At 34.1% G+C, this 21,809-nt stretch carries 20 protein-coding genes, 1 tRNA gene and 1 pseudogene; 10 read left to right on the forward strand and 12 right to left on the reverse strand.

The features are described 5' to 3' along the window. Window positions 1-205 precede the first annotated feature (205 nt). Window positions 206-1,267, reverse strand: coding sequence for a photosystem II q(b) protein (psbA, locus tag CY0110_RS12760; protein WP_035799329.1), 1,062 nt, complete (start codon window positions 1,265-1,267; stop codon window positions 206-208). Between the two features lie 381 nt (window positions 1,268-1,648). On the opposite strand from psbA, the gene CY0110_RS12765 reads away from it, so the two are divergent. The 4 genes from CY0110_RS12765 to CY0110_RS12780 all read left to right on the forward strand — a co-directional run bounded on the left by CY0110_RS12765 (window position 1,649) and on the right by CY0110_RS12780 (window position 6,063). After that, window positions 1,649-2,206, forward strand: coding sequence for a YqeG family HAD IIIA-type phosphatase (locus tag CY0110_RS12765; protein WP_008275864.1), 558 nt, complete (start codon window positions 1,649-1,651; stop codon window positions 2,204-2,206). Window positions 2,207-2,313: 107 nt separating this feature from the next. Continuing rightward, the gene (locus CY0110_RS12770; RefSeq protein WP_008275865.1) at window positions 2,314-2,922 is read left to right on the forward strand and encodes a hypothetical protein; all 609 of its coding nucleotides are present in this window, start codon (window positions 2,314-2,316) and stop codon (window positions 2,920-2,922) included. A gap of 12 nt (window positions 2,923-2,934) precedes the next feature. Further along, window positions 2,935-3,942, forward strand: a complete 1,008-nt coding sequence (locus tag CY0110_RS12775) for a DUF262 domain-containing protein (protein ID WP_008275866.1) — start codon at window positions 2,935-2,937, stop codon at window positions 3,940-3,942. A gap of 477 nt (window positions 3,943-4,419) precedes the next feature. Then, window positions 4,420-6,063 (forward strand): dipeptide ABC transporter ATP-binding protein, encoded by a 1,644-nt coding sequence (locus CY0110_RS12780; RefSeq protein ID WP_008275867.1) that lies wholly within the window; start codon window positions 4,420-4,422, stop codon window positions 6,061-6,063. Here the strand turns inward: CY0110_RS12780 and CY0110_RS12785 are convergent. From CY0110_RS12785 to CY0110_RS12810, 5 genes and pseudogenes are all read right to left on the reverse strand, one after another. Beyond that, a complete protein-coding gene (locus CY0110_RS12785; RefSeq protein ID WP_008275868.1) occupies window positions 6,060-8,123 on the reverse strand; it encodes a mechanosensitive ion channel family protein in 2,064 nt (687 codons plus the stop codon). The two genes, CY0110_RS12780 and CY0110_RS12785, sit on opposite strands and share 4 nt — an antisense overlap. Window positions 8,124-8,151: 28 nt before the next feature. After that, window positions 8,152-9,099: pseudogene (locus tag CY0110_RS29265) on the reverse strand (IS630 family transposase). A 388-nt stretch (window positions 9,100-9,487) separates the two neighbouring features. Next, complete coding sequence (locus CY0110_RS12800) at window positions 9,488-10,756, reverse strand: glutamate-5-semialdehyde dehydrogenase (protein WP_008275870.1); 1,269 nt, start codon at window positions 10,754-10,756, stop codon at window positions 9,488-9,490. 10 nt (window positions 10,757-10,766) lie between these two features. Further along, window positions 10,767-11,174, reverse strand: a complete 408-nt coding sequence (locus CY0110_RS12805) for a hypothetical protein (RefSeq protein WP_008275871.1) — start codon at window positions 11,172-11,174, stop codon at window positions 10,767-10,769. Window positions 11,175-11,297: 123 nt separating this feature from the next. After that, window positions 11,298-11,370: transfer RNA gene (locus CY0110_RS12810), tRNA-Thr, on the reverse strand. Between the two features lie 59 nt (window positions 11,371-11,429). On the opposite strand from CY0110_RS12810, the gene CY0110_RS12815 reads away from it, so the two are divergent. Continuing rightward, on the forward strand, window positions 11,430-11,699 hold the full coding sequence (locus CY0110_RS12815) for a DUF3493 domain-containing protein (RefSeq protein ID WP_008275872.1): 270 nt from the start codon (window positions 11,430-11,432) through the stop codon (window positions 11,697-11,699). 13 nt (window positions 11,700-11,712) lie between these two features. On the opposite strand, the gene CY0110_RS12820 is transcribed toward CY0110_RS12815, so the two are convergent. Next, window positions 11,713-11,904: a hypothetical protein gene (locus CY0110_RS12820; protein ID WP_008275873.1), complete on the reverse strand. Its 192-nt coding sequence runs from the start codon at window positions 11,902-11,904 to the stop codon at window positions 11,713-11,715. Between the two features lie 232 nt (window positions 11,905-12,136). Between CY0110_RS12820 and CY0110_RS12830 the strand changes: the two genes are divergently transcribed. Next, complete coding sequence (locus CY0110_RS12830) at window positions 12,137-12,520, forward strand: hypothetical protein (protein WP_008275874.1); 384 nt, start codon at window positions 12,137-12,139, stop codon at window positions 12,518-12,520. 94 nt (window positions 12,521-12,614) lie between these two features. Here CY0110_RS12830 and cysC read toward each other — a convergent pair whose 3' ends face one another. Continuing rightward, window positions 12,615-13,187: an adenylyl-sulfate kinase gene (cysC, locus tag CY0110_RS12835; RefSeq protein WP_269719966.1), complete on the reverse strand. Its 573-nt coding sequence runs from the start codon at window positions 13,185-13,187 to the stop codon at window positions 12,615-12,617. A gap of 92 nt (window positions 13,188-13,279) precedes the next feature. On the opposite strand from cysC, the gene CY0110_RS12840 reads away from it, so the two are divergent. Both CY0110_RS12840 and CY0110_RS12845 read left to right on the forward strand, forming a co-directional pair. Then, a complete protein-coding gene (locus CY0110_RS12840; RefSeq protein WP_008275876.1) occupies window positions 13,280-13,801 on the forward strand; it encodes a DUF1993 family protein in 522 nt (173 codons plus the stop codon). Between the two features lie 151 nt (window positions 13,802-13,952). Further along, window positions 13,953-15,668: an ABC-F family ATP-binding cassette domain-containing protein gene (locus CY0110_RS12845; RefSeq protein ID WP_008275877.1), complete on the forward strand. Its 1,716-nt coding sequence runs from the start codon at window positions 13,953-13,955 to the stop codon at window positions 15,666-15,668. A 59-nt stretch (window positions 15,669-15,727) separates the two neighbouring features. On the opposite strand, the gene CY0110_RS12850 is transcribed toward CY0110_RS12845, so the two are convergent. Then, the gene (locus CY0110_RS12850; protein WP_008275878.1) at window positions 15,728-16,975 is read right to left on the reverse strand and encodes a bifunctional cobalt-precorrin-7 (C(5))-methyltransferase/cobalt-precorrin-6B (C(15))-methyltransferase; all 1,248 of its coding nucleotides are present in this window, start codon (window positions 16,973-16,975) and stop codon (window positions 15,728-15,730) included. 85 nt (window positions 16,976-17,060) lie between these two features. Next, window positions 17,061-17,684 (reverse strand): cobalt-precorrin-8X methylmutase, encoded by a 624-nt coding sequence (locus CY0110_RS12855; protein ID WP_008275879.1) that lies wholly within the window; start codon window positions 17,682-17,684, stop codon window positions 17,061-17,063. Between the two features lie 172 nt (window positions 17,685-17,856). Between CY0110_RS12855 and CY0110_RS12860 the strand changes: the two genes are divergently transcribed. Further along, on the forward strand, window positions 17,857-20,160 hold the full coding sequence (locus tag CY0110_RS12860) for a hypothetical protein (RefSeq protein ID WP_008275880.1): 2,304 nt from the start codon (window positions 17,857-17,859) through the stop codon (window positions 20,158-20,160). Here the strand turns inward: CY0110_RS12860 and CY0110_RS12865 are convergent. Beyond that, window positions 20,150-20,686, reverse strand: coding sequence for a Ycf51 family protein (locus CY0110_RS12865; RefSeq protein ID WP_008275881.1), 537 nt, complete (start codon window positions 20,684-20,686; stop codon window positions 20,150-20,152). The genes CY0110_RS12860 and CY0110_RS12865 overlap by 11 nt on opposite strands. Window positions 20,687-20,761: 75 nt before the next feature. Next, window positions 20,762-20,953: a hypothetical protein gene (locus tag CY0110_RS12870; protein WP_008275882.1), complete on the reverse strand. Its 192-nt coding sequence runs from the start codon at window positions 20,951-20,953 to the stop codon at window positions 20,762-20,764. A gap of 446 nt (window positions 20,954-21,399) precedes the next feature. Here CY0110_RS12870 and CY0110_RS12875 point away from each other — a divergent pair, with 446 nt between their 5' ends. Then, window positions 21,400-21,765, forward strand: a complete 366-nt coding sequence (locus tag CY0110_RS12875) for a DUF1815 family protein (RefSeq protein WP_008275883.1) — start codon at window positions 21,400-21,402, stop codon at window positions 21,763-21,765. The last annotated feature ends 44 nt before the right edge of the window (window positions 21,766-21,809 follow it).

Consider the following 21,809-nt stretch of genomic DNA (forward strand, 5'->3'; position numbering starts at 1 on the left):
AACGATAGATTAAACTTTTCTTGAAGACGTTGAGTAATTAATTCAATTTGTTGATGGCTCATTTTAGTATAGTTAATCGGCTTCATTCGTTCTATTTATTGTAAAGGTTTTGTATTGCGATCGCTTTAAATATAAAAAAAGAAACCCCATCTCAATTCTTAAGATGGGGCTAGATGAGAAAAGGGTTTTAAGATTGAATCAAAGTTTATTTAAGCGAGATCAAGGTTTGTTCACCACTTGCTAAGTCTAGGGGGAAGTTGTGAGCATTGCGCTCGTGCATGACTTCCATCCCAATACCTGCACGATTGAGAACATCAGCCCAGGTACCGATGACACGGCCTTGAGAATCTAACACAGACTGGTTAAAGTTAAATCCATTAAGATTAAAGGCCATGGTACTAACACCCATCGCAGTGAACCAAATACCAATTACTGGCCAAGCTCCTAAGAAGAAGTGTAAAGCACGACTATTGTTAAAAGAAGCATATTGGAAGATTAAACGACCAAAGTAACCATGAGCGGCCACAATGTTATAGGTTTCTTCTTCTTGTCCAAACTTATAACCGTAGTTTTGAGATTCGGTTTCGGTTGTTTCACGGACTAAGCTAGAGGTGACTAAACTTCCGTGCATGGCAGAGAATAAAGAACCACCAAATACACCAGCAACACCCAACATATGGAAGGGGTGCATTAAAATATTATGCTCAGCTTGGAAAACGAACATAAAGTTAAAAGTTCCACTGATTCCTAAAGGCATACCATCAGAGAAAGAACCCTGACCAATAGGATAGATTAAGAATACAGCAGCGGCCGCAGAGACAGGTGCGCTATAAGCAACACAAATCCAAGGACGCATCCCTAAACGATAAGACAGTTCCCATTGTCTTCCCATCCAGCAGAAAATACCAATGAGAAAATGGAAAATGACTAATTGATAAGGGCCGCCGTTATACAGCCATTCATCGAGGGATGCTGCTTCCCAGATGGGATAAAAGTGTAATCCGATCGCATTAGAAGACGGAACCACTGCTCCAGAAATAATATTGTTTCCGTATAGCAACGATCCAGCTACCGGCTCACGAATCCCATCAATATCAACAGGAGGTGCTGCAATGAAGGCAATGATAAAACAGATGGTGGCAGTTAATATTGTAGGGATAAGAATCACGCCAAACCAGCCTACATATAGACGGTTATTTGTGCTTGTTATCCACTGACAAAACCGCTCCCACAAAGAAAGATTTTGGCTTTGTATGGTAGTTGTCATGGCTAAATAATAATGAAATCACAACAATAATTAAGGACAGATTGTATCAATGATTACCTGACCTTGTTATGTATAAGTATATTTACATTCATTGATTATGATCCACTTTTTTTTGTATATTTTTATGAAACAAAAATGAAGTTTTATGATTTTTTGTAAATATAAATAACGAGTTATTAAATAAGTGTAAAAAATTGAACAGTCTAAAAAGAGATTGAGGATTACTGACGTTAAGGAATTAAAATCCAGTAAAATAGGGAAGTGCAACCGTAAGTTTTTATCTAAACTAAGAGATTGACCTTCATTATATCAAGTTGACCTCTGATCATTAGAGTGATAGAAACTTATGCAGCCAATTATCTTTATATTAATTAAACATTTATGTCTAAGGCCAAACTGTTACAGCCTGATTTAATTTTAGGGGATACGATTCTTGGTTTAAATCAAGATGTTCTTGATCAGTATCGTATCAAAGGATTAATTTTGGATGTGGATGAAACCCTCGTCCCTCTGAAAAAAGCTTATGTTTCTGAGGAATTGAGACTATGGATCAATCAAATTCGTCAAAAAACCCCGATTTGGTTAGTGAGTAATAATCTAAGTGAAAGTCGTATTGGTAGTATTGCTAATTCTTTGGAGTTACCTTACTTATTAGGGGCCGTTAAACCCTCTCGACGGAAACTAAAAAAAGCGATTCGCGCTATGGAATTACCCATTCCTCAAGTGGCCATGGTAGGCGATCGCTTATTTACTGATGTTTTAGCCGGAAACCGTTTGGGAATGTTTACTATTCTGGTTAAACCAATGGTTGATCCTGCGATCGCAGTCCGTTCTTATCCTATCCATAATTTTGAAGTTTGGATCTCTGAAAAACTTGGAGTTTCTTTGATGTCTTCGCAACATAACTTTACAAAACGCAATAGAAGACCAAGAAAGTAAATAAAAATATATAAATTAGCCATGAATAACGAAGAATTGGCCTGGGATTATCTTTGGTTATCTTAATTTGATCCTATCATCTTCTATAAATTATATAATTGTCTGTAATGGAAGCGTTAGAAAAATTTTTCGCTCAAGTCAAAAAACTCCAAGATGAAGAGGAAATAATTGATTTTTGCCGTAAATACTTAATACATGGAATTCCTTATATATTTACTGATAATCAAGATGAATATTATGAATTTAGAAAAAGAATTTCGCAGCATTTTAATATTAACTTTTACGAAATTTATATTACAGGTTCGGCGAAGTTAGGATTTAGTCCTTTTAAACAAAAGCAATTTGATGATGATTCAGATATTGATGTTGCTATTGTTTCCCATCAATTATACGAAAAGATGTTAGAACCTATTTATGAATATCAAATAGAACTGAGAAAAGCGAGAAAAAGTATAACGGTAAGAGAATTAGACCAATATCATTCTTTTCTTGAGTATACGGCAATTGGTTGGATTCGACCCGATAAACTTCCTTTATCTTTTAATGTAGGAATATTAAAACAATCATGGTTTGAGTTTTTTAAATCCATTTCTTATAGTAGATCAGAAGTAGGAAATTATAAGGTTTCTGCTGGAGTATTCAAAAGTTATTCTTATTTTGAACGATATACAATCAGTACATTAAAACAAATTATTAACGCACAACAAATAATTTAATAATAGTTTAAAATGCAAACACAAATTAAATCCTCAGTAACTAACCCAACTATAGCTGATATTTACCAAAATATAGAAAGTGGTAAATTAATTCTTAGACCCGATTTTCAGCGTAAGTTTGTTTGGACTCATGACCATCAAGAAGAATTTATTGATACTATCTTAAAAGGATATCCTTTTCCAGAAATTTATGTTTGTAAAGGGGAAGTTGATACTAGAAAAATGCGGACAACAGAATGGGTAATAGATGGACAACAAAGATTAACAACGATTAAAAAATATATAGATGGACAACCTGATAAAGATAAACATGATAAAGATAAACCTTTTAAAAAAATTAAAAAATTTGAGGATTTAACTGATGAAGAAAGAGCAGATTTTTTATCTTATCAAGTTGTAGTTAGAGATATCGGTAAAGTTGATGAAAATGATATTAAAGAAGTATTTAGAAGAATTAACTTAACTAAATTCAAACTAGAAGATGTAGAAATTCATAATGCTGTTTATGATGGTGAATTTATTCAAACAGGTAAAGACTTATTAGATAATATTGATTTAAGTTATTTTCCAGTGTTTCGTGAATCAGAATTTACTCGAATGGCAGATTTGTACTTTATTTTATTAGTTATGTCAACCTTAGAAGAAGGGGGTTATTTTCCTCAAGATAAAGAAATAGAAAACTATATTGTTCAATTTAATGATGAGTATATCAATAAAAATCATATGAAAGCTTTACTAATCAAAACTTTTGCTACGATTAAAGATTTAAACATTGCTGATGATTCTATTTGGTATCGAAAATCTAACTTTTTTACGATGGTAGTAGAAATAGCTAAAGTTGGAGCAAATCTTGCTCAAAATTTCTTCCAAAAATTAATAAAATTAGAACAAAATATTCTGGATAATAAATATAAAGATAATGAATTTGGTGAATACTATAGATGTATGTGTTCTGGAACAAATCACAGAAAAGCTAGAGTTGTAAGAGCAGATATTTTTAGGAAATATACGTTAAATTAACTTTTTCTCGGCTCAAAGAAACTTTGTCAAGAAGTATAATAACTTTTTTATTTTGTCTCCCCTACGGAATAGTCATGTAGAGAAATATATCCAGCAAAAAAAACAAATAAATCCAGAATTTTTAGATAATTTTGAATCTAGCTATTTGAAGTGTAAACTATGATTTTTCTTAACACAAGCTAAAAACGCATCTGCTCTTACTATTGATCAATAATAATATTGTGGTTTATTATAGGAGTCAAGAGTAACTTATTATTTAAAGGAAGAAGTAAATATAGAGGTTTATTTGACTATAAAATTAGGTTTCTCTGATTGTTTTATTTACTCTAATAGAGAATTAATAAAAACAATCGCAAATTTTGAATGTTTAACTCGAATAGACTTTATTGAACAATATTTATAACAATTAAGGTTAACCTTATTCTTATCTAGTGTTAAACTGTCAACTATTAATATACTTTATAAAAAATTGAGCGAATGAACGGACAACCCTTATTTTGTGTTGATGAGTTGCGTATTCAGTACCCATTCAGTGAGACGTGGGCCGTTGATAGGGTTTCTTTTACGCTACAAAGAGGGGAAAAACTAGGCTTAGTCGGAGAGTCTGGCTGTGGTAAGTCTACGATGGGAAAGGCTGCTATGGGTTTGCTGCCGAAATTAACACAAATTGAGGGAAAAATCGAGTTTCAGGGTGAATCTATTTTCGGGTTAAACGCTGAAGGGTTAAGAAAGTTTCGGGGTGAGGTAGTAGGGTTAGTGTTCCAGGACCCTATGACTCGTCTAGACCCCTTGATGACCATTGGAGAACACTGTATAGAAACCTTACAGGCCCATCGTCCCCAATTATCTCGCAAAGAAGCCAAAACGATCGCCATCAAAACCCTAGAGAAAGTGAATATCCCCCCGAACCGTTGGGGACAATATCCCCACGAATTTAGTGGTGGAATGCGTCAACGGGTGGCTATGGCTTTAGCGTTATTATTAAACCCTAAAATGATTATTGCTGACGAACCCACTACCGCTTTAGATGTAACCGTAGCAGCAGAAATTTTACAAGAATTAACCCGTTTGTGTGAAGAAGAAGAAATGGGGTTATTATTAATTTCCCATGACTTAGCGATGGTAGCAGAATATTGCGATCGCCTGGCTGTAATGAATGGCGGTAAAATTGTAGAAATGGGTAATATGGCTGATATTCTCCATCATCCTCAACACGATTATACTAAGTCATTATTAAAAGCAGCTTTGCACGTTCAAGTAGAAGACGATGAACCTATCAATATCGACTCTTGGGAAGAGGATAAACCGACAAAGAAAGCTTTATTAACGGTCAATCATTTAAAACAATATTTTACCTTAGAAGGAAATTTTATACAGCAATTTTTCTCCAAAGAACCAGAAGTTATTAAAGCGGTAGATGATGTTAGTTTTGAGTTGTATTCGGGGGAAATTTTAGGGTTAGTGGGTGAGTCGGGATGTGGAAAAAGTACCTTATCTCGTACTCTTTTACAGTTATTAAAAGCCACATCAGGAAGCATACACTTTTTAGGGGAAGAGTTAACCCAGCTTTCTGAACAAAAAATGCGCCTGAAACGTCGTCAAATACAGATGATTTTCCAAGATCCGAATGCTTGTTTAAATCCTTTAATGACTGTAGGACAAAGTGTTGCTGATCCTTTATTAATCCATCAATTAGCCACAGCAAAAGAAGCCAAAAAACAAGTTTATGAAATGTTAGAACGGGTTAAATTAACCCCTGTTGAAGACTATTATAATCGTTATCCCAAAGAATTATCAGGGGGACAACAACAACGCGTGGCTATTGCTAGGGCGTTAATTACTAAACCGAAATTAGTGATTTGTGATGAACCTGTAAGTATGTTAGATGCTAGTGTTCAAGCGAGAGTTTTAGACTTAATGTATGAATTAAAAAATGACTTTGATTTAACCTATTTATTTATTACCCATGATCTCTGGGTCGCTCGTTTTTTCTGTCATCGTATTGCAGTAATGAATCAAGGTAAAATTGTAGAAATTGGCGACACTGAAAGTATTTTTAAAGAACCCAAACATCCTTATACTCAAAAGTTACTCAATGCTGCTCCTTTATTGGCCATTTAACTATTTTTTCGAGGGATATTATAAGATAATAATTGATCATCATTCTGAGCATCATTGATAACAGAAATAGTATGATGGGGAATGCCTAGAGAAATATTCGCCTCATCAAAATCTTGTTTGACCCGTAAGCGAAATTCTCGACCAAGGGGCCAATGTTCAAGGGGTTTTGTTCTAATTAAAACACGAATTAATATCCCTTCATGGGAAACGTCATCTACCCCTAAAACTTCTAAAGGTTCAAGAAATTTATCACTCCATTGGGGTTCATTTTGCATTTCTTTAGCGACATTAATCATAATATCGATTGCTTTTTTTATGTCTTCATACCAAGCAATTTTAATAGTAAAATTAACCCTTGACCAGTCTTTTGTATGATTAATAACTGTGGAAATTTGACTATTAGGAATGGCAATAAGTTGTCCATCTAAATTCCGTAAAGAAGTCACAAATAGATTGATACTTTCAACAAATCCCCCCATACCATTAACATCAATTACATCACCAATAGCATAGCGATCGCTCCATAAAATTAAGACACCATTAAGCATATCTTCTAGTAAATTTCGAGACAAAAAAGCAACAGCAACTGCTACAATTCCTGCTCCAGCTAACACAGTCGTATCAATTCCGACTAACCAAATAGTTAAATAGATACCTAATACAATGCTTATAAAACTGGTTGCTTGTTTAAGGGTTGTAGAATATGTATTAATTCTTAAAGTATAACGATTGGACTCAGGGTTAGTCTGGTGTGCTTCAGTCGCCCAACGATTAAGATAATAATCGATCAAAAAATCTCCAACTTTATCTAAAATTGTTAATCCCATCCAAACTATAATTAAAAGTATTGTTCGCTTGAGAATATAGACAGATAAGAAACGAATGTCTCTAAAAACTAAAGAAATAACAATTAAACAACAACCTAAAATAAATACGTCTAAAATCAAAGAAAGTCTAAGCAATAGTTGATAAAAATTTATCCTTTGTTTGAACCAATTTTGTCGTTGTAAAAAAAGTTTTTGTTTAGATCGAGATAATTTAGAAGATAACCAGCGATTTTTTTTTGTGATTTTTTTGATTATGTTTAAGATTTTTGTTACCAAAAACTGGAAATTAAATGAATTCTTTTGAGATTTGTTTTCTCTAGATGTTTCATTATCAATCTCTTGTGAATTATGATTAGAATCGTCAGAATAAGTCTGACGAGATCCAATAGCTTTGCTATTTCTTGCTAAGGTTTCCGTTAGTTTATTAAGTTTTTTCTTGAGATAATTACTCCGTTGTCGTAAAAAGCTTCGGAGAAATTCAACTAACCGTATTGAGATAATTGCTATGAGAATAGAAATTGCACTAATAATCCATCTTCCAGCAAAATATTTTTGATCAAACTCATGTCCCCACAGTGCATTATTAAAAGAATTTATAATATTTTCTTGCCATATTAAAGCTAATTCTTCAACGGTTACATTATTAGCGATCGCATCATTCTCAGTAACCGTTACAATTAATAGAGAAGAAGTTCCCAATTCAAATTGATCAGGAGCATAAATAACAGTTTGTTGATTCTTAATACCAATTTCGATTTTAGGCAGCCAAGGATGAGGGGGTTTAGTTTCAGCCGGTTCCCATAATGCTTTGACTGAGGTTGGTATCCAAAATTGAATATCATTGATGTCAGTAGCAGCAGAATTCTTTTGACTACTAATGATACGATTAACTATTTTTTTAAAGCTTTGTTGAACTAATTTCGCTCGTTGCTCTAATGCGTGGATTGCTTCAAAATTATTTTGATCAATGGTTTGCAAGGTAGCTAATGTTAATTCTGGTATTAATATTGCTTTTCTAACTTGTTTTGAGTCATCATGAATATAAACATCACTACACCAAAATCTTCCACAAATATAAGCTTTATTGAGATCCCACGGTGCTGTTTGTGCTGGTTGAGAATTAGTTGAGGGAGAAAACAGAGAAATTTGTCCGAAACTGGGTTTTACTGAGGTAAGAGTTAAAAGAGAACTCAAACAAAGAATAATAATATACTTGAATTTTTTTGTGAACATAATTTTTAATATATAGCAATTCCCATAGTCATGAGGTACAGTAGCAGCAATGAGTAAACCAGTTACGAATATCTTGTTTGGTAACTTGTAACATAGCTGATGTAATACCTTCTATTAGGTCTTTATAGTTTCTTGCTTTGATTTTTCTCAAAATAGCTTTGACTTTTGACCAGAAATTTTCAATCGGAGAAATTCAGGAGAATAAGGAGGTAGGTAAATTACATTAGCCCCGACTTTTTCAATAGATTCTTTGACCATTTCTCCCAGATGAATTCTAGCATTATCCATAACAACACAAGCATCTTTCCATAGCTTTGGTACTAATTCTGTGAGGATAAAAGCTTCAAATGTAATTCCGTCTACTGACCCGTAAATATTCTTTGTTGCCAGAACTTTATCTAAGGATAATGCACTAATAATAGAAATATTTTTGCCTCGCTTCTGGGGTTTTTCTCCCCTAGCTCTCGTGCCTTTTAGCGACCTAGCGTATAGTCTCAGCATTGCTAAATTCACTCCTGATTCGTCTATAAAAATTAAATTATTTGTCTTTACATCTCGAATGGTTTCCCAAAACTTCACTCTTTTTTGATGGACTTTTTCATTGTCTTTTTCAGGTGCATATAAAGTTTTTTTTGACACTATAATTCAATCTTTGGCTGATTCTTCCCATTGTGGTTTTTTTGACTTGCACTCCTGTTTCTTTATAGAGTAACTCACATAATTCTTCGAGAGTTGCATCATTATTTTTTTCCATGATTTCCACTAAAATAACCAATTGCTCACTATTAAGCTTAGGAGATGGGCTTCCTCCTTGCGGTAAAGGTCTAATATCTCCAGTTTGTTGATATTGTTTAAGCAATTTTTGAATAAAGCTTTTCGCTACTCCAAAACGCTTAGCTAGATTCCTGATAGAGAGGTTTTCTTTTTTCCACACTTCTATGATTTTTTCTCTAAAGTCTATAGAATAAGGCTTCATTTTTTAGTACATCAGTAATAGATATTACAATCTATAATGTACCTCATGAGTCAGGGAAATGCTATAAATGACCAAATATTTTAAACAAATTTATCGTAGTTATGATCTTAAAAAGCATATTCTACCCCTGTGGTAAACAACAATTCTAATTGTGGATTATCTTCATAAATTACCTCATTTCGATAACTCATAAACACAAGATTATTGAGAAACCATTCATCGCTAATAGGAATCGATAATGGTTATACTTATTGAATAAAACTTAATATTTGCTTCATTATATGAAAGTCGCCACAAGTTTTTCGACTCTGTGACTATATTAATAACTATTATCTTATCTCTGAACCCAATCTAAGAAAGTATCCAGTTAATTGTTGAGATGATGGAATTATACAGAAAACTTACCATTTCCCTGAACCACTTGTTTAAGGGTTGTAAAAGTTTCTAGAGAAATTAAACCACGATAATGACCTTTTTGATTAGAAACCCCCAAAAATAGAGATTCTCCTGGGGTAGGATGACGATCAAAACGAGGAGAATTATTAATATAAACTAATGCGCTATCAATTTCTGTAGCAAATTGACGACTTTCTGCATAAGAATCTGTTACTAAACAATCTGCATGACCACTACTATATTGATTCATCCAAGCAATCCCTTCGGATAAATTAGTGACCACCTTAAAACTTATAATTTTATCTAAATAGGGAGTTTTCCATTCTGATGCTTTAACAGGCTTTAAATAATCTTTAAATTCTTCTAATAATATCTCATCTCCTCGTAATTCAAACCCTTTTTCCTGTAAAATATTAAATAATCTTACTAAAATTGAAGGATTTTGATTAGGACTAATTAATACTTTCTCAATAGCATTCACGGGATCAGGTTCGCTGGCATGGCTATCGAGAATAACCCAACGCACCATATCTAAATCAACGGTAGGAGACCAGTATAAATAACAATTACCCATGGCAGACTTTAACACAGGGGCCGTAGACCATTGAGTGACTTGTTCAACTAGATTGGGACGACCATAGGGAAGTACCAAACTTAAATATTGATGCTGCGTCACTAAATCTTGGATAGAAGCCCCTTGTTCTCCTGAAAGTACCTCTAAACACCCTGTGGGCAGTTCCGTCTCTTTGAGAGCAGATTGTAGGATATCTGCAATGACTTGGTTCGAGTGGGTTGATGAATTACAACCCCGTAATAGTAAGCTGTTGCCCGTCTTTAAACAAAATCCAGCAGCGATCGCTCCCAATTCAGGGAAGGTTTCATAAACCAAAGCAACCACCCCTAACGGCATGAGTTGACAGTAAGTCCCTGCTGTATTCAACCGATAAGGGGCATTAAACACCTGTTGAATGGGATCGGGGAGTTCAGCCAATGATTCAAGAATTTCGACGGTTTTGTTTAAACGTTCGGGGGTTAATTTCAACCATTCAATCAGCAAATCTGGAACAGCCATTTCTCGGCTCATTTCGAGATCGAGGGTATTAGCTTCAAGAATGGCATCAAAAGAACGACTTAATCCTTTAGCCATTGCTTTAATCCCTAAAGAGCGATCTTGACTATCACTGGTTTCCAATGCTAAATAAGCATCATAAGAGCGTTGAACCGAGGTTGACAGCAAGTTAGGAGAACTTTTAATGGTCATAAAATTTGCCTTAACGTCGATAGGCTAACCAGAAGATAATTGCTGGCAAAACCACTAATAAACCAGCCAAAGCGATACCAATGATGATACTTGGCCCTAAAGATGATTGCAATGCCAACAAAAACCATCCAATTAATATTACTACCATCATGCCTGTCATGACGGGTAGATAGCCGTCTCTTAACCCCGGTCGGATAATTAACCAACGGTAGCCAGTCCAACGCCAAACTCGCTTATAGGGGTAACTTGAAGATAACTGTTCTATGGTTTGACCATTTTCTTCGACGACAAAAATTTGTTGACAGCGATCGCAGCCAAAGGCTTCTGTTAAAACAATGGGCAAAAGATGCCCCCGTCGTCGACAGGGACAAGGATATTCTTGATTCAAATCGATTTTTATGGGCTTATGAGGTCGCACGAGTGTCAGGGTAGTGACTCCTAAAATTAGCTCTATATAAGTATAGTGTCTCTTATCTTCAGGATTAACCTGGTACTCAATCTAAACTTAAGATTTGGCCTTGATTAATTAACTTTAACTTAAAGCCACGTGCGAGACTTGAACTCGCGGCCCCATCATTACGAGTGATGTGCTCTACCAACTGAGCTAACGTGGCACAGGATTAGGTCACGCTAATAATGTATCATATTCTAACAGTCTCAATGGAATTTTTGCATGGAGAAGCCATCTAAAAAGTCTCGCCCGTCTCGTCCAAAACTTGATCCTGAAAAGTATGCGTCTTTAAAGGCAGAAGCTCAAGCACCCTATAAAGGCTTCAGAAAGTTTTTCTATATTGCTTTTGCTGCGTCTGGGTTTATTGGGGCTGTGGTATTTTTAGCTAAGTTAGCTGCAGGTAAAGAGGTAGCTACTGCGTTACCTAATTTTGCTTTACAGATAGGTGTTGTAGCACTAATGATTTTTTTATTTCGTTTAGAAAGTAAGTAACATTTTTGCTGTTTTAATCGTCAATAATAATTTCTCCTTCAAAGATTTGTTGTTGTAATTCTCGATATAATTTCATTGCCTCTTCTGTTACTTTTTGATCACTACGAATTGCTGCCTTAATATCTTCATCTTCTTGGCTAGATAATCGGCCATCGGCTAAGGCTCTTTCAATTATTTTTTTGATTTTGTTAGTAGCAGTATCCATTATATTGTATCCTTATAATTTATTGATTTTTTAAATCTTAGTATATATCACTTGTTTGCATAATAAACTACGCTGTCCTGTATTGTTAGACAGATAATGTATTTTATCACTGTAACAATTTTTTAAATCTAACTCATTGTTAAAATCATTGGCAACATATTGATAGTTTATGCGTCTTGAGAAAACAAGATTGCTCTTAATAACTTGTTCCTCACTTATTTTGCCAATTCTCATGACTATTTTAAAATCCCTTTTTACTCCTTCTTACTTAGTTGCTTTTTGTCTGTTAAGCTTGCCGAGTGAAGCTGTAACTCACTCTAGTTTACATCTTCCTAACAATAACTTTTGTGCTGTTTATGAGGGTAGGATTAATAATGAACATCAATTTGTTCTCTGGGTTAATCAGGAAGATAAATTAACCATTCAAGCCAATGATTATTTAGAAGTTGCTGTTAGTCATCAAGGAAATGTCATTACTCCTTATCAAGTAGATTCAGTAAAAAACCCGATGATTTCTCAATGGTTTTATCATCCAAAAGTTCAACGACAACATATCATTTCAGTGAAGGGCAATACTTCTAAAGCTAATATTCGTCTCTGTCTTTATCGAAAATAATTTTATAACATTCCTGGGCTTCTAAAGAAAATGAGATCGCCTTTTTAAGATAGAGAACCCCCCCTACAAAGGGGGGTTAAGGTTTCAGAGTATATTAAACCGCAACTGGTTTCGCTAAATAACCCATTTCTTCGAGTTTTTGCCAAACCTTATTAACACTTTCTTCTAAACTTTCGAGATCGGTACGACATTCAACTTCAGGGTTTAAAGGAGGTTCATAGGGATCGTCAATACCGGTGAAGGATTTAATTTCCCCTGCGCGGGCTTTTTTATATAATCCTTTAACATCACGATCTTCGCACACATTCAAAGGTGCATTAACAAATACTTCCACAAAGTCGCCAATTTTGCCTTTAACTTCTTCACGAATCTCACGATAAGGAGAAATAGCAGAAACTAAGACAATTACACCATTACGAGTGAGTAACTGACACACAAAACCAATACGGCGAATATTGGTGTCACGATCTTCTTTAGAAAAACCTAACCCTTTGGTTAAATTAGTTCTAACAATATCTCCATCTAAGATTTCTAGAGAATAACCCGCATCTCTAAGTTTTTGCTCTAAAGCACGAGTGATTGTGGTTTTGCCGGCTCCACTTAATCCAGTAAACCAAACTGTTACGCCGCGTTTTTCCATGTTAATTTTAAATTGTTCTAGGCTAATGGTTGTCGATAATTATCGATAGATTACCCTGAATGGGCAATAATGGCAATATCATCATCACTATAAATCTCTTTTAAAATTTGGAGAAGAATATGAAAAGCTTAAAATCCAAATCGATAAAGTCTATATTTATATCTCGTTTAGAAACTTTGGAACACTTAATAGAAAAAGGAGCCAAACACTTTGAAAGCGAGCCAGATAAGATTTTTGGACTCCAATTAATATCTGATATGCACGCTTTGGGAACTCAAGTGGTGTTTACGTGCAATCAACCCCATAACTTTTCACTATGGTGTGAGGGGAAAAAAAATCAAAATATAGACATTTACATAAAAACTGTTTCCCAAGCTAAAGAATTGATTTCTGAAGTGAAAGCACATCTAGATAGAATTATGATTCAAGATTCAAAATTTAGTGAAATAACAACGTTGGAGCTTGGAGACTCTATGTATCTAGAGCTTTCTGGTGAAGCGTATTTAGAAGAGTTCCTCATGCCAACTTTTTATTTTCATTTAGTTACTGTATATGACATTTTAAGAATGAGCGGTGTGCAGATTGGAAAGCGCGACTATATGTTACATTTGGTTCCAAAAGTTAGACAACGAGAAGTATAACAGAAAATGAAATTCTATTTCTCCTACCCTATCGATGAACGATAAGTACAAAAACCACAGTTTTTACAGACAAGATTGTTTACACTATATTTGAGATAAAGAAATTTGCTTTAACAAAGTTACCCACTAGCAGAACTCATTAGGACATTTAATGCTAAGACTAGAAAGAATCAGTAAAATTTACCCAAACGCGGAAGTATTAAAAGACGTGACTTGGGAAGTGAACCCAGGGGAGCGTATCGGTTTAGTGGGGGCAAATGGTGCAGGAAAATCCACTCAATTAAAAATTATTAAAGGGGAAATTGAACCCACATCTGGGGAGGTGATTCGTCCCAATAGTCTTAAAATTGGTTATTTAACCCAAGAGTTTGAAGTTGAACCCAGTCGTACAGTCAATCAAGAGTTTTGGACGGTGTTTTCTGAAGCTAATTTTGTCCAAGATGAATTAGCTAACGTGACGCAACAAATGGAAACGGCAGAACCCGATGAATTAGATGAATTAATTCACAAATTAGACGATTTACAACGAAAATTTGAAGCCTTAGATGGCTATGTTTTAGAAGCAGCGATCGCTAAAATATTGCCAGAAATGGGCTTTGAACTCGAAGATAGTGAGCGGTTAGTCAGTGATTTTAGTTGTGGCTGGCAAATGCGGATGAGTTTAGGAAAAATTCTTCTTCAAGATCCTGATTTATTACTATTAGACGAACCAACAAACCACCTCGATCACGAAACGGTTGAATGGTTAGAAGGTTATCTCAAAGGACTAAATATTCCTATGGTAATTGTCTCCCATGAACGGGAATTTTTGAACAAAATCTGTACAAAAATTGTGGAAACGGAGCGAGGCATTTCTACTACCTATATCGGTAATTATTCTGATTATGTTGAACAAAAAACCTTAAGCCGAGAAATTCAAGAAAATACCTATCAACGGCAACAAAAGGAAATTGCTAAACAACAAGAGTTTATTGATCGTTTCCGAGCTAGTGCTACTCGAAGCACCCAGGCAAAAAGTCGCGAAAAACAATTGCAATCGATGGAACGGGTAGATGCTCCTATTGCCAACGTTAAAACCGTTACCTTTGAGTTTCCCCCGGCTCCCAAAAGCGGAAAAGACGTGGTAGTTATTAAAGATTTAGTCCATACTTATGATGAACAAATTCTTTTCTTAGAGGCTAATTTAACCGTGGAAAGAGGCGATCGCATTGCCTTTCTTGGTCCTAATGGTGCTGGAAAATCGACGTTACTCCGTCTGATTATGGGATTAGAAAAACCCAGTGAAGGACTGGTTAACCTAGGTAAACATAATATTATCCCAGGCTATTTTGAACAAAACCAAGCAGAGGCTCTAGACTTAAGTAAAACTGTCATGAATACTATTCATGATGAGGTTCCTGACTGGAAGAATGTAGAAGTTAGAAGTCTCTTAGGTCGTTTCTTATTTAGTGGGGATACGGTATTTAAAAAAGTTGAGGGGTTAAGTGGGGGAGAAAAAGCTCGTCTTGCTTTGGTTAAAATGCTCTTACAACCAGCTAACTTATTAATTTTAGATGAGCCGACCAACCACTTAGATATTCCAGCAAAAGAAATGCTAGAACAAGCTCTTTCTAAGTATGATGGTACGGTTTTATTAGTGTCTCATGATCGCTTTTTTATCTCACAAGTGGCTAATAAAATTGTCGAAATTCGTGACGGCGATTTAGTGGTTTATCCTGGTAATTACTATTACTATTTAGAGAAAAAGGAAGAAGAACGATTAAAAGCTGAACAAGCAAAAATACAAGCGGAAAAAGAAGCCAAAGCAGAAGCCAAACGCGCTAAGCAAAAAGAGAAACAAAAAGCTAAAAAGAAGAAAGCAGGATAATAGTGAAGAGTGACCAGTGACCTTATTAGACTAACTTATTGATGGTTAACTGGTTACTTTTATTTAGGAAAAATCTTAACTAAAAAAATAGGATTCAAAGGGGATAAACGGGTTAAGTGAGCAATGGAAAGAGAACGAGATATATTGATATTTAATAGTTGATAATCACAGTTATTTTTGTTAATCCAATCTAAACTAATTACTAAATTTTCTAAGGTTGCCAAAGCAACCAAAATAATTCCATCCTCAACTAATTTTTCTTTACAAATATCTAAAATATCAATTAAATTTCCCCCACTTCCTCCGATAAAAGTTCGATTAGGTAATGGTAATGTTGTTAACTTATCTGGAGCTTTTGTTTGGACAGGAGTAATATTATCAAGGTCGAATCTTTGACAATTTTTATTGATTAAATTAATTCCTATTGCTGTTTTTTCAATAGCAAATACTTGGCTATTTGGACATAAACGAGCTATTTCGATAGAAACTGATCCCGTCCCTGCACCAATATCCCAAATAACTTCTTTTGATTTTAAGCCTAATTCTCCTAAAATAATCATCCTAATTTCTTTTTTTGTCATCAGTCCAGGACGATCTTTAAAACTTAAAAAATAATGATCTTCAATACCAAAAAATGGTAAATTATCAAGCTCTTTTTTAGTTAAACTAATATCATTTTTTTGTACTAAAATGACAACATTGAGTGCAGCAAACTGATCACTTCTAAGATTAGCTAAAATTTGAGGAGTAAAACAATTGACTTTTTCATTGGTATGACCTAAATTTTCGCATACCCAAATTCTATAATTAATGGGTATATTTAAACTTAAAAAGAGATTAGCGATCGCTTGGGGATTATTTTTGCTATCTGTTAGAATAGCAATTTTTCTTATACCTTGCTGTAAGCTAGTAATTAACTCATCTAAATCACGACCATGACCACTAATAATTGTAGCATCATGCCAAGGTATCTTAATCCGACTAAATGCTAATTGTATAGAACTAACATTAGGGTAAAATTCTAATTCTTCTACTTCAAATTGTTCTAATAATAATCGTCCTAAACCAAAAAATAAAGGATCACCACTCACTAAAATAACAATCGATTCATGATAACTTTTAATTTGTTGAAGGATTTTAATATCTTTATAAAAGTTACTAATAATGACTTTATCCCCAGGATGATCCTGAAAATAACTTAAATGGCGATCGCTTCCCATTAATAAGTTAGCATTATCAACAATCTTCTGTATCTTAGTTGTTAAACTTTCTTTTCCATTTAAACCAATTCCTATGACTTTTATCATAAATCTTTTAAAACAATATTAAGACCCTTTAGAGGGTTTTTCTTTTCCTTGAACTTCAGAACTTGGTTTATAATTATTTTAAGCTTTAGCTGTTATTTTCCCAAGCTAAAATTATTAAAGCATTAATAATAGCAGCAGCAACAGATGAACCTCCTTTCCGTCCGTCTACACGAATTTGAGGGATATCAATTTGTTCTAAGCTTTTTTTTGATTCTAATACAGAAACAAAGCCAACAGGTACGCCAATAATTAAACTAGGTTTAAGTTTTGTTTGAGTGATTTGTTGACACAAAGCAAGTAAAGCAGTAGGAGCATTACCAATGACATATATTCCTTGGGGATATTGTTGATAACATTCTAATAAACCTGTCTCGGTTCGTGTTTTTCCAGGAAGTGTATAAGTTACGTTTTCAATAGCAGTAATAATGGAATTATTGAAAGTTTTAGCCACTAAATTAACAATACCTTGTTTTACCATTGTCACGTCTGTAATAATAGGAGTCTGATTCTTCAAAGCATCAACACCAATAGTAATGGAATTAGGACTAAATTTAAGTAAATCAATAAACTCAAAATCTGCTGTTGAATGAATCACCCGACGAGCAATTTGATACTCTAATAAACTCAGATTGTGTTGACCAATTTCTCGATCAATAATTTTAAAACTCTCTTCAACAATAGGATGATTTAAGGATGATTGTTGATTCATAAATGACCTAATGATAACTAAGCTGATGAGAAGAAGTATTAATCTTATCTATAATATGATCAAAAAGTTTCTATAGTTATATTATAGATAAGCATAATCTATTGTACAGTTTTTTAACTCACCTATTCTCATTTTACTATTTCCTAAATATCCCTGATATCTTAAAAAATAAATGAAACAACGTTATTTAGTCCTATTACCATTTATTCTTTTCTTCTTGAGAAGTTCTAATGCACCTACTTTACATTCTTTCGATATAAAAAAACTGTCTGGTAACATTCATTTAACTTTAAAACATGGAGTTTGGAAACTATGGCAGGAAAAACCTGTGTATCAAAATATAAGTTTAGATTTAGTGTGTAATCAAGGTAAATGTGAACCAGAAGTTTGGGGATATGCACAAAAATTTAATCAAGATGTCGATCACCAAGGAAAGTTAGAAAAAAACAACTTAGAAAAATTAACAATTGAAGAAATAAAAACTCAAAAGTCTCGACAATCATGGCAACTACAAATTACTATAAATATTCAAACTCATCCTTGGAATACTCAAGTTTCAAAAGCTGCTTACATTATCGATTTACTTCCTTATAAAGATAAGCTTATTGGCAGTTATCAAGGAAAATACAATGAAAAATTTTTACAAGGTAGCGTCACTGGAAACATAGAATCATTGTGGCCAGTTCCTATTAAAAATCATAAAAATTTGATACCTCAAGAACATCCTCGACTTGTCTTTCGTAAACATCAATTATCATCGGTTAGAAAATTCATTGAAACTCCAGAAGGCCAAGCCATAATCAAACAGTTGAAAATTAGTTTATCAAAACCAATTTATTATGATGGATATGTGCCAACTGGGGGCTATCATGCTTCTGGATACTGTTTTTTAGCTTTAATAAATAATGATAAAAATATGGCAAATATAGGATGGAAAATAGTAAGAAAATCTATGGACAATCCTGGAAAAAGATTATTAGAACATTCTCCTATTGTAACTGGTGTAGCTTTAGCTTATGATTTTTGTTATTCTCTCTGGGATAAGGAAAAAATAACCACTGTTACTGGTTGGTTAGCAGCACAAACAGAACAATTAGTTAAAGGTGATTCTCCTAAGAATGGCTGGAATAGTAATGCAGGAAGTAACTGGAATGCAAGAGCAAGAGGTGCAGCCGGATTAGCTGCTTTAGCTATTTTGAATGAGCCTAATATATCTAATGATGGAATATACCATTATCTAAGAACAGCCGAACGTAATATTAAACGATATTTTACCACTGCAATTGGTGATTATGGTTTTGGAAGTGAAGGAGATCATTACACAACAGAACCTTTAATTTTAACCGTTTTTCCTTTTTTACAAGCTTATAGCAATGTAATGGGAAAAGACTTAGTTAAAGATTCTCCTGCTCAATGGATTTTACCTCATTATCTGATGCGTATAATACCTGATAATACTAAGTTAAATATTACTGCTTATGGAAGACATCGCTATTATGCAGGATCTGCTCTTTTTGCTACGGGTTTAGTTACTTTACCTAAAGATTTTTTGCCAGGAATTGCACCAATTTTTGAACAATATTCAGGATTACAAGGTGATCAAACTTTTGGCATCAATCTACCTTATCAGGCTCCTTTTATCTTAAATTTTTACAGTAAAAATAATAACTATAATTCTAAAAGTCCTATTAAACTATTTAATTATAATTTTGTTGATCAGCAAAAAGGATTTTATAATTTTAGAAATCAATGGAAAAATAACGATGATTTTGTCGCTAATATTTACTTAAAAAAAGAACTGATAGGAGGAACTTGGCATTTTCCTGATGCGGGTAGTTTTCGCATTTCAGGGTTAGGAGAAACTTGGGCAAAAGCGGGTAAATCTCAAGGTGAATGGCAAGGAGAAAATGTAGTTATCTTACCCAAAAGTTCCCCCTGGAAAACCTCTAAACCCCTCTTTTTTGTTTCTAACCCCGATGGTTCAGGAATTGTTAGTTTACAAACTAATACAAATTGGCGCAAAAATAGTAAACCCCCAGTGGGAATTGCTGGTTTACGTTCTTTTGCGGTTGATTATAGTCAAGCTTCAGGTGTTCCTGGTTTATTTGTGTTAGTTGATCGCTTTATTGGTAACAACGAAGCTGAAGAATTTAAGGAAAAAATATGGATAATGCACACAGCAGGAAATGTAACAGTTAATAATAATAGCTTTCTAATACGAAGTGAAAATCAAGCAACCATGAAAGGTACATTTATCGTGCCAAAATCTGTCAAAATTACCACAGAAAAAACTGAGGAAGGAACTAAAATTATCGCCACAGGAGGACAAGAATTTTTTGTAATTATGACTGTACAAAAAATATCCCCACCTTCATTAAAAATTACAGGAACAGGGATGACAGCACAAGTTGAAATTGGACAACAAAAGATTTCTTTTGATCAAGATAGAATTCGCTTATCTACCATTAACCCTTAGCAACCTCTTGATACTTAGATAACGCTTGAATTTGATCGTCATAAATATCAATCTCCATATTTTCATCCTCTCTAACCGATAGTGATCGCTTGACTTGCCCTATATATAAAGGTAAAGTTTTGCCAGGTTCAGGATGGACTAAAGTGCGCGCACGAACAGTTAATTTATTATCTCGTCCTCCCCTTCTTCCATAGGAAAAATAATCATTACCAGCTTGTTTTAAAGTCGCTTCTAATTCTGTTTCTGTAATAGAAGGTTTTACGACAATAACAACTTGATTACCTCCATTATCATAGACACGCGAAAATCGAATCGCTCCAGGAATTTCTGTCCGTTCAAATAAACCTAATCCTAACCCGAATAATCCTACCGTCAGGACTATCATAAAACCAGTAATTCCTACTAATCGAAAACGAATTCCCCACTTAAAGATAAAACCAACAATGGCTAATAAGAAAAAGAAAACAGTGGCAATAATAGACCATTGTGTATAGGTCGAAAAACCAAGGGATGTTAATGTTTCCATCAGTAATAATTAAGTGATTACACCCCCATATTTTAGCTTAAATTAGCTATTTATTCTCTCTAATTTTAGCTAGTTCTAGTCTACCACTGGCCAATCTTGACGCGGAGGAAAGGATTGTTCAGAGTGCAGTACAGTTGAACCGGGTTCTTCTGGTTTATTTAAACGTAATGCTGCACCAAACCCTACACCAGCAGCTATGGCGATCGCATTCGTCAGCAAAAGAAACTCTAGGATAAATAACCAAGGACGAGAATTAGATATTTTCATAAACACCTCCACACCACACAAAGGATTCAGTCATCTTTTTGACTAATTACCGATAGAGCTTAGCAAGAGACGTTCAATTTGCCAAGTGATCAAAAAAGGTCAATTCAATAATTACTTTTCTCAATGCTTGTTATAAGAATAATAAATGTAAAGTTTTTTGCAGAAATATTAACTTTCAAACTCGTGTCAAATATGGTTAAAACTTAGATATAAAGCGACTTATAAAAATTTGTTGCTGTTAACTAAAATGTGAAGAGAATAAGACAATCTGTATAGTGTAACTCCTGATACTAGGCAATAAAGAAAAACTAGGTTAGCCTAGTTGATGATGAGTTTAGCTTATTAAATACTATACTTTATATTAAATTGTATCTTTAATGGCAAAAATAAAATCTTTAAAAAGTATTAAGGTTTTATAATGAGGAGTGTTATCAGGAGGAAAATACGTGTTTACTCGACTAGCTCAACAGCATCGTGATTTTGTCAGGGACTTAGTAATGAACTTACAAGCATTAGCAATTGTTCTAGAAAATCGCGGTTATTTAGCTTCTTGCTATACCTGTGGTGGGGAAATGAATAGTGCCTCATTTATGGTAAGTTTAGGGAAAGATCACCTGATCCGATTTTTGGTTTCTGACTATGGTATTACTTGGACAGAAATGCGAGATGATCGTGAATTAATGAAATTGGAAGGGGCAGAAGCTATCAGTCAATTACAGGAATTAGCTGACTTGATCAAATATCAAGATAAAAATGAACCCTCAAGCATCATTGACAGCGCACCTAGTAAAGAACTACACAATATGGCTTAAATGTTGCAAATACAGTTAACTTTCCCATTGACAAAAGCATCCAT

The organism is Crocosphaera chwakensis CCY0110 (assembly GCF_000169335.1).
In the GTDB taxonomy this organism is placed as follows: domain Bacteria; phylum Cyanobacteriota; class Cyanobacteriia; order Cyanobacteriales; family Microcystaceae; genus Crocosphaera; species Crocosphaera chwakensis.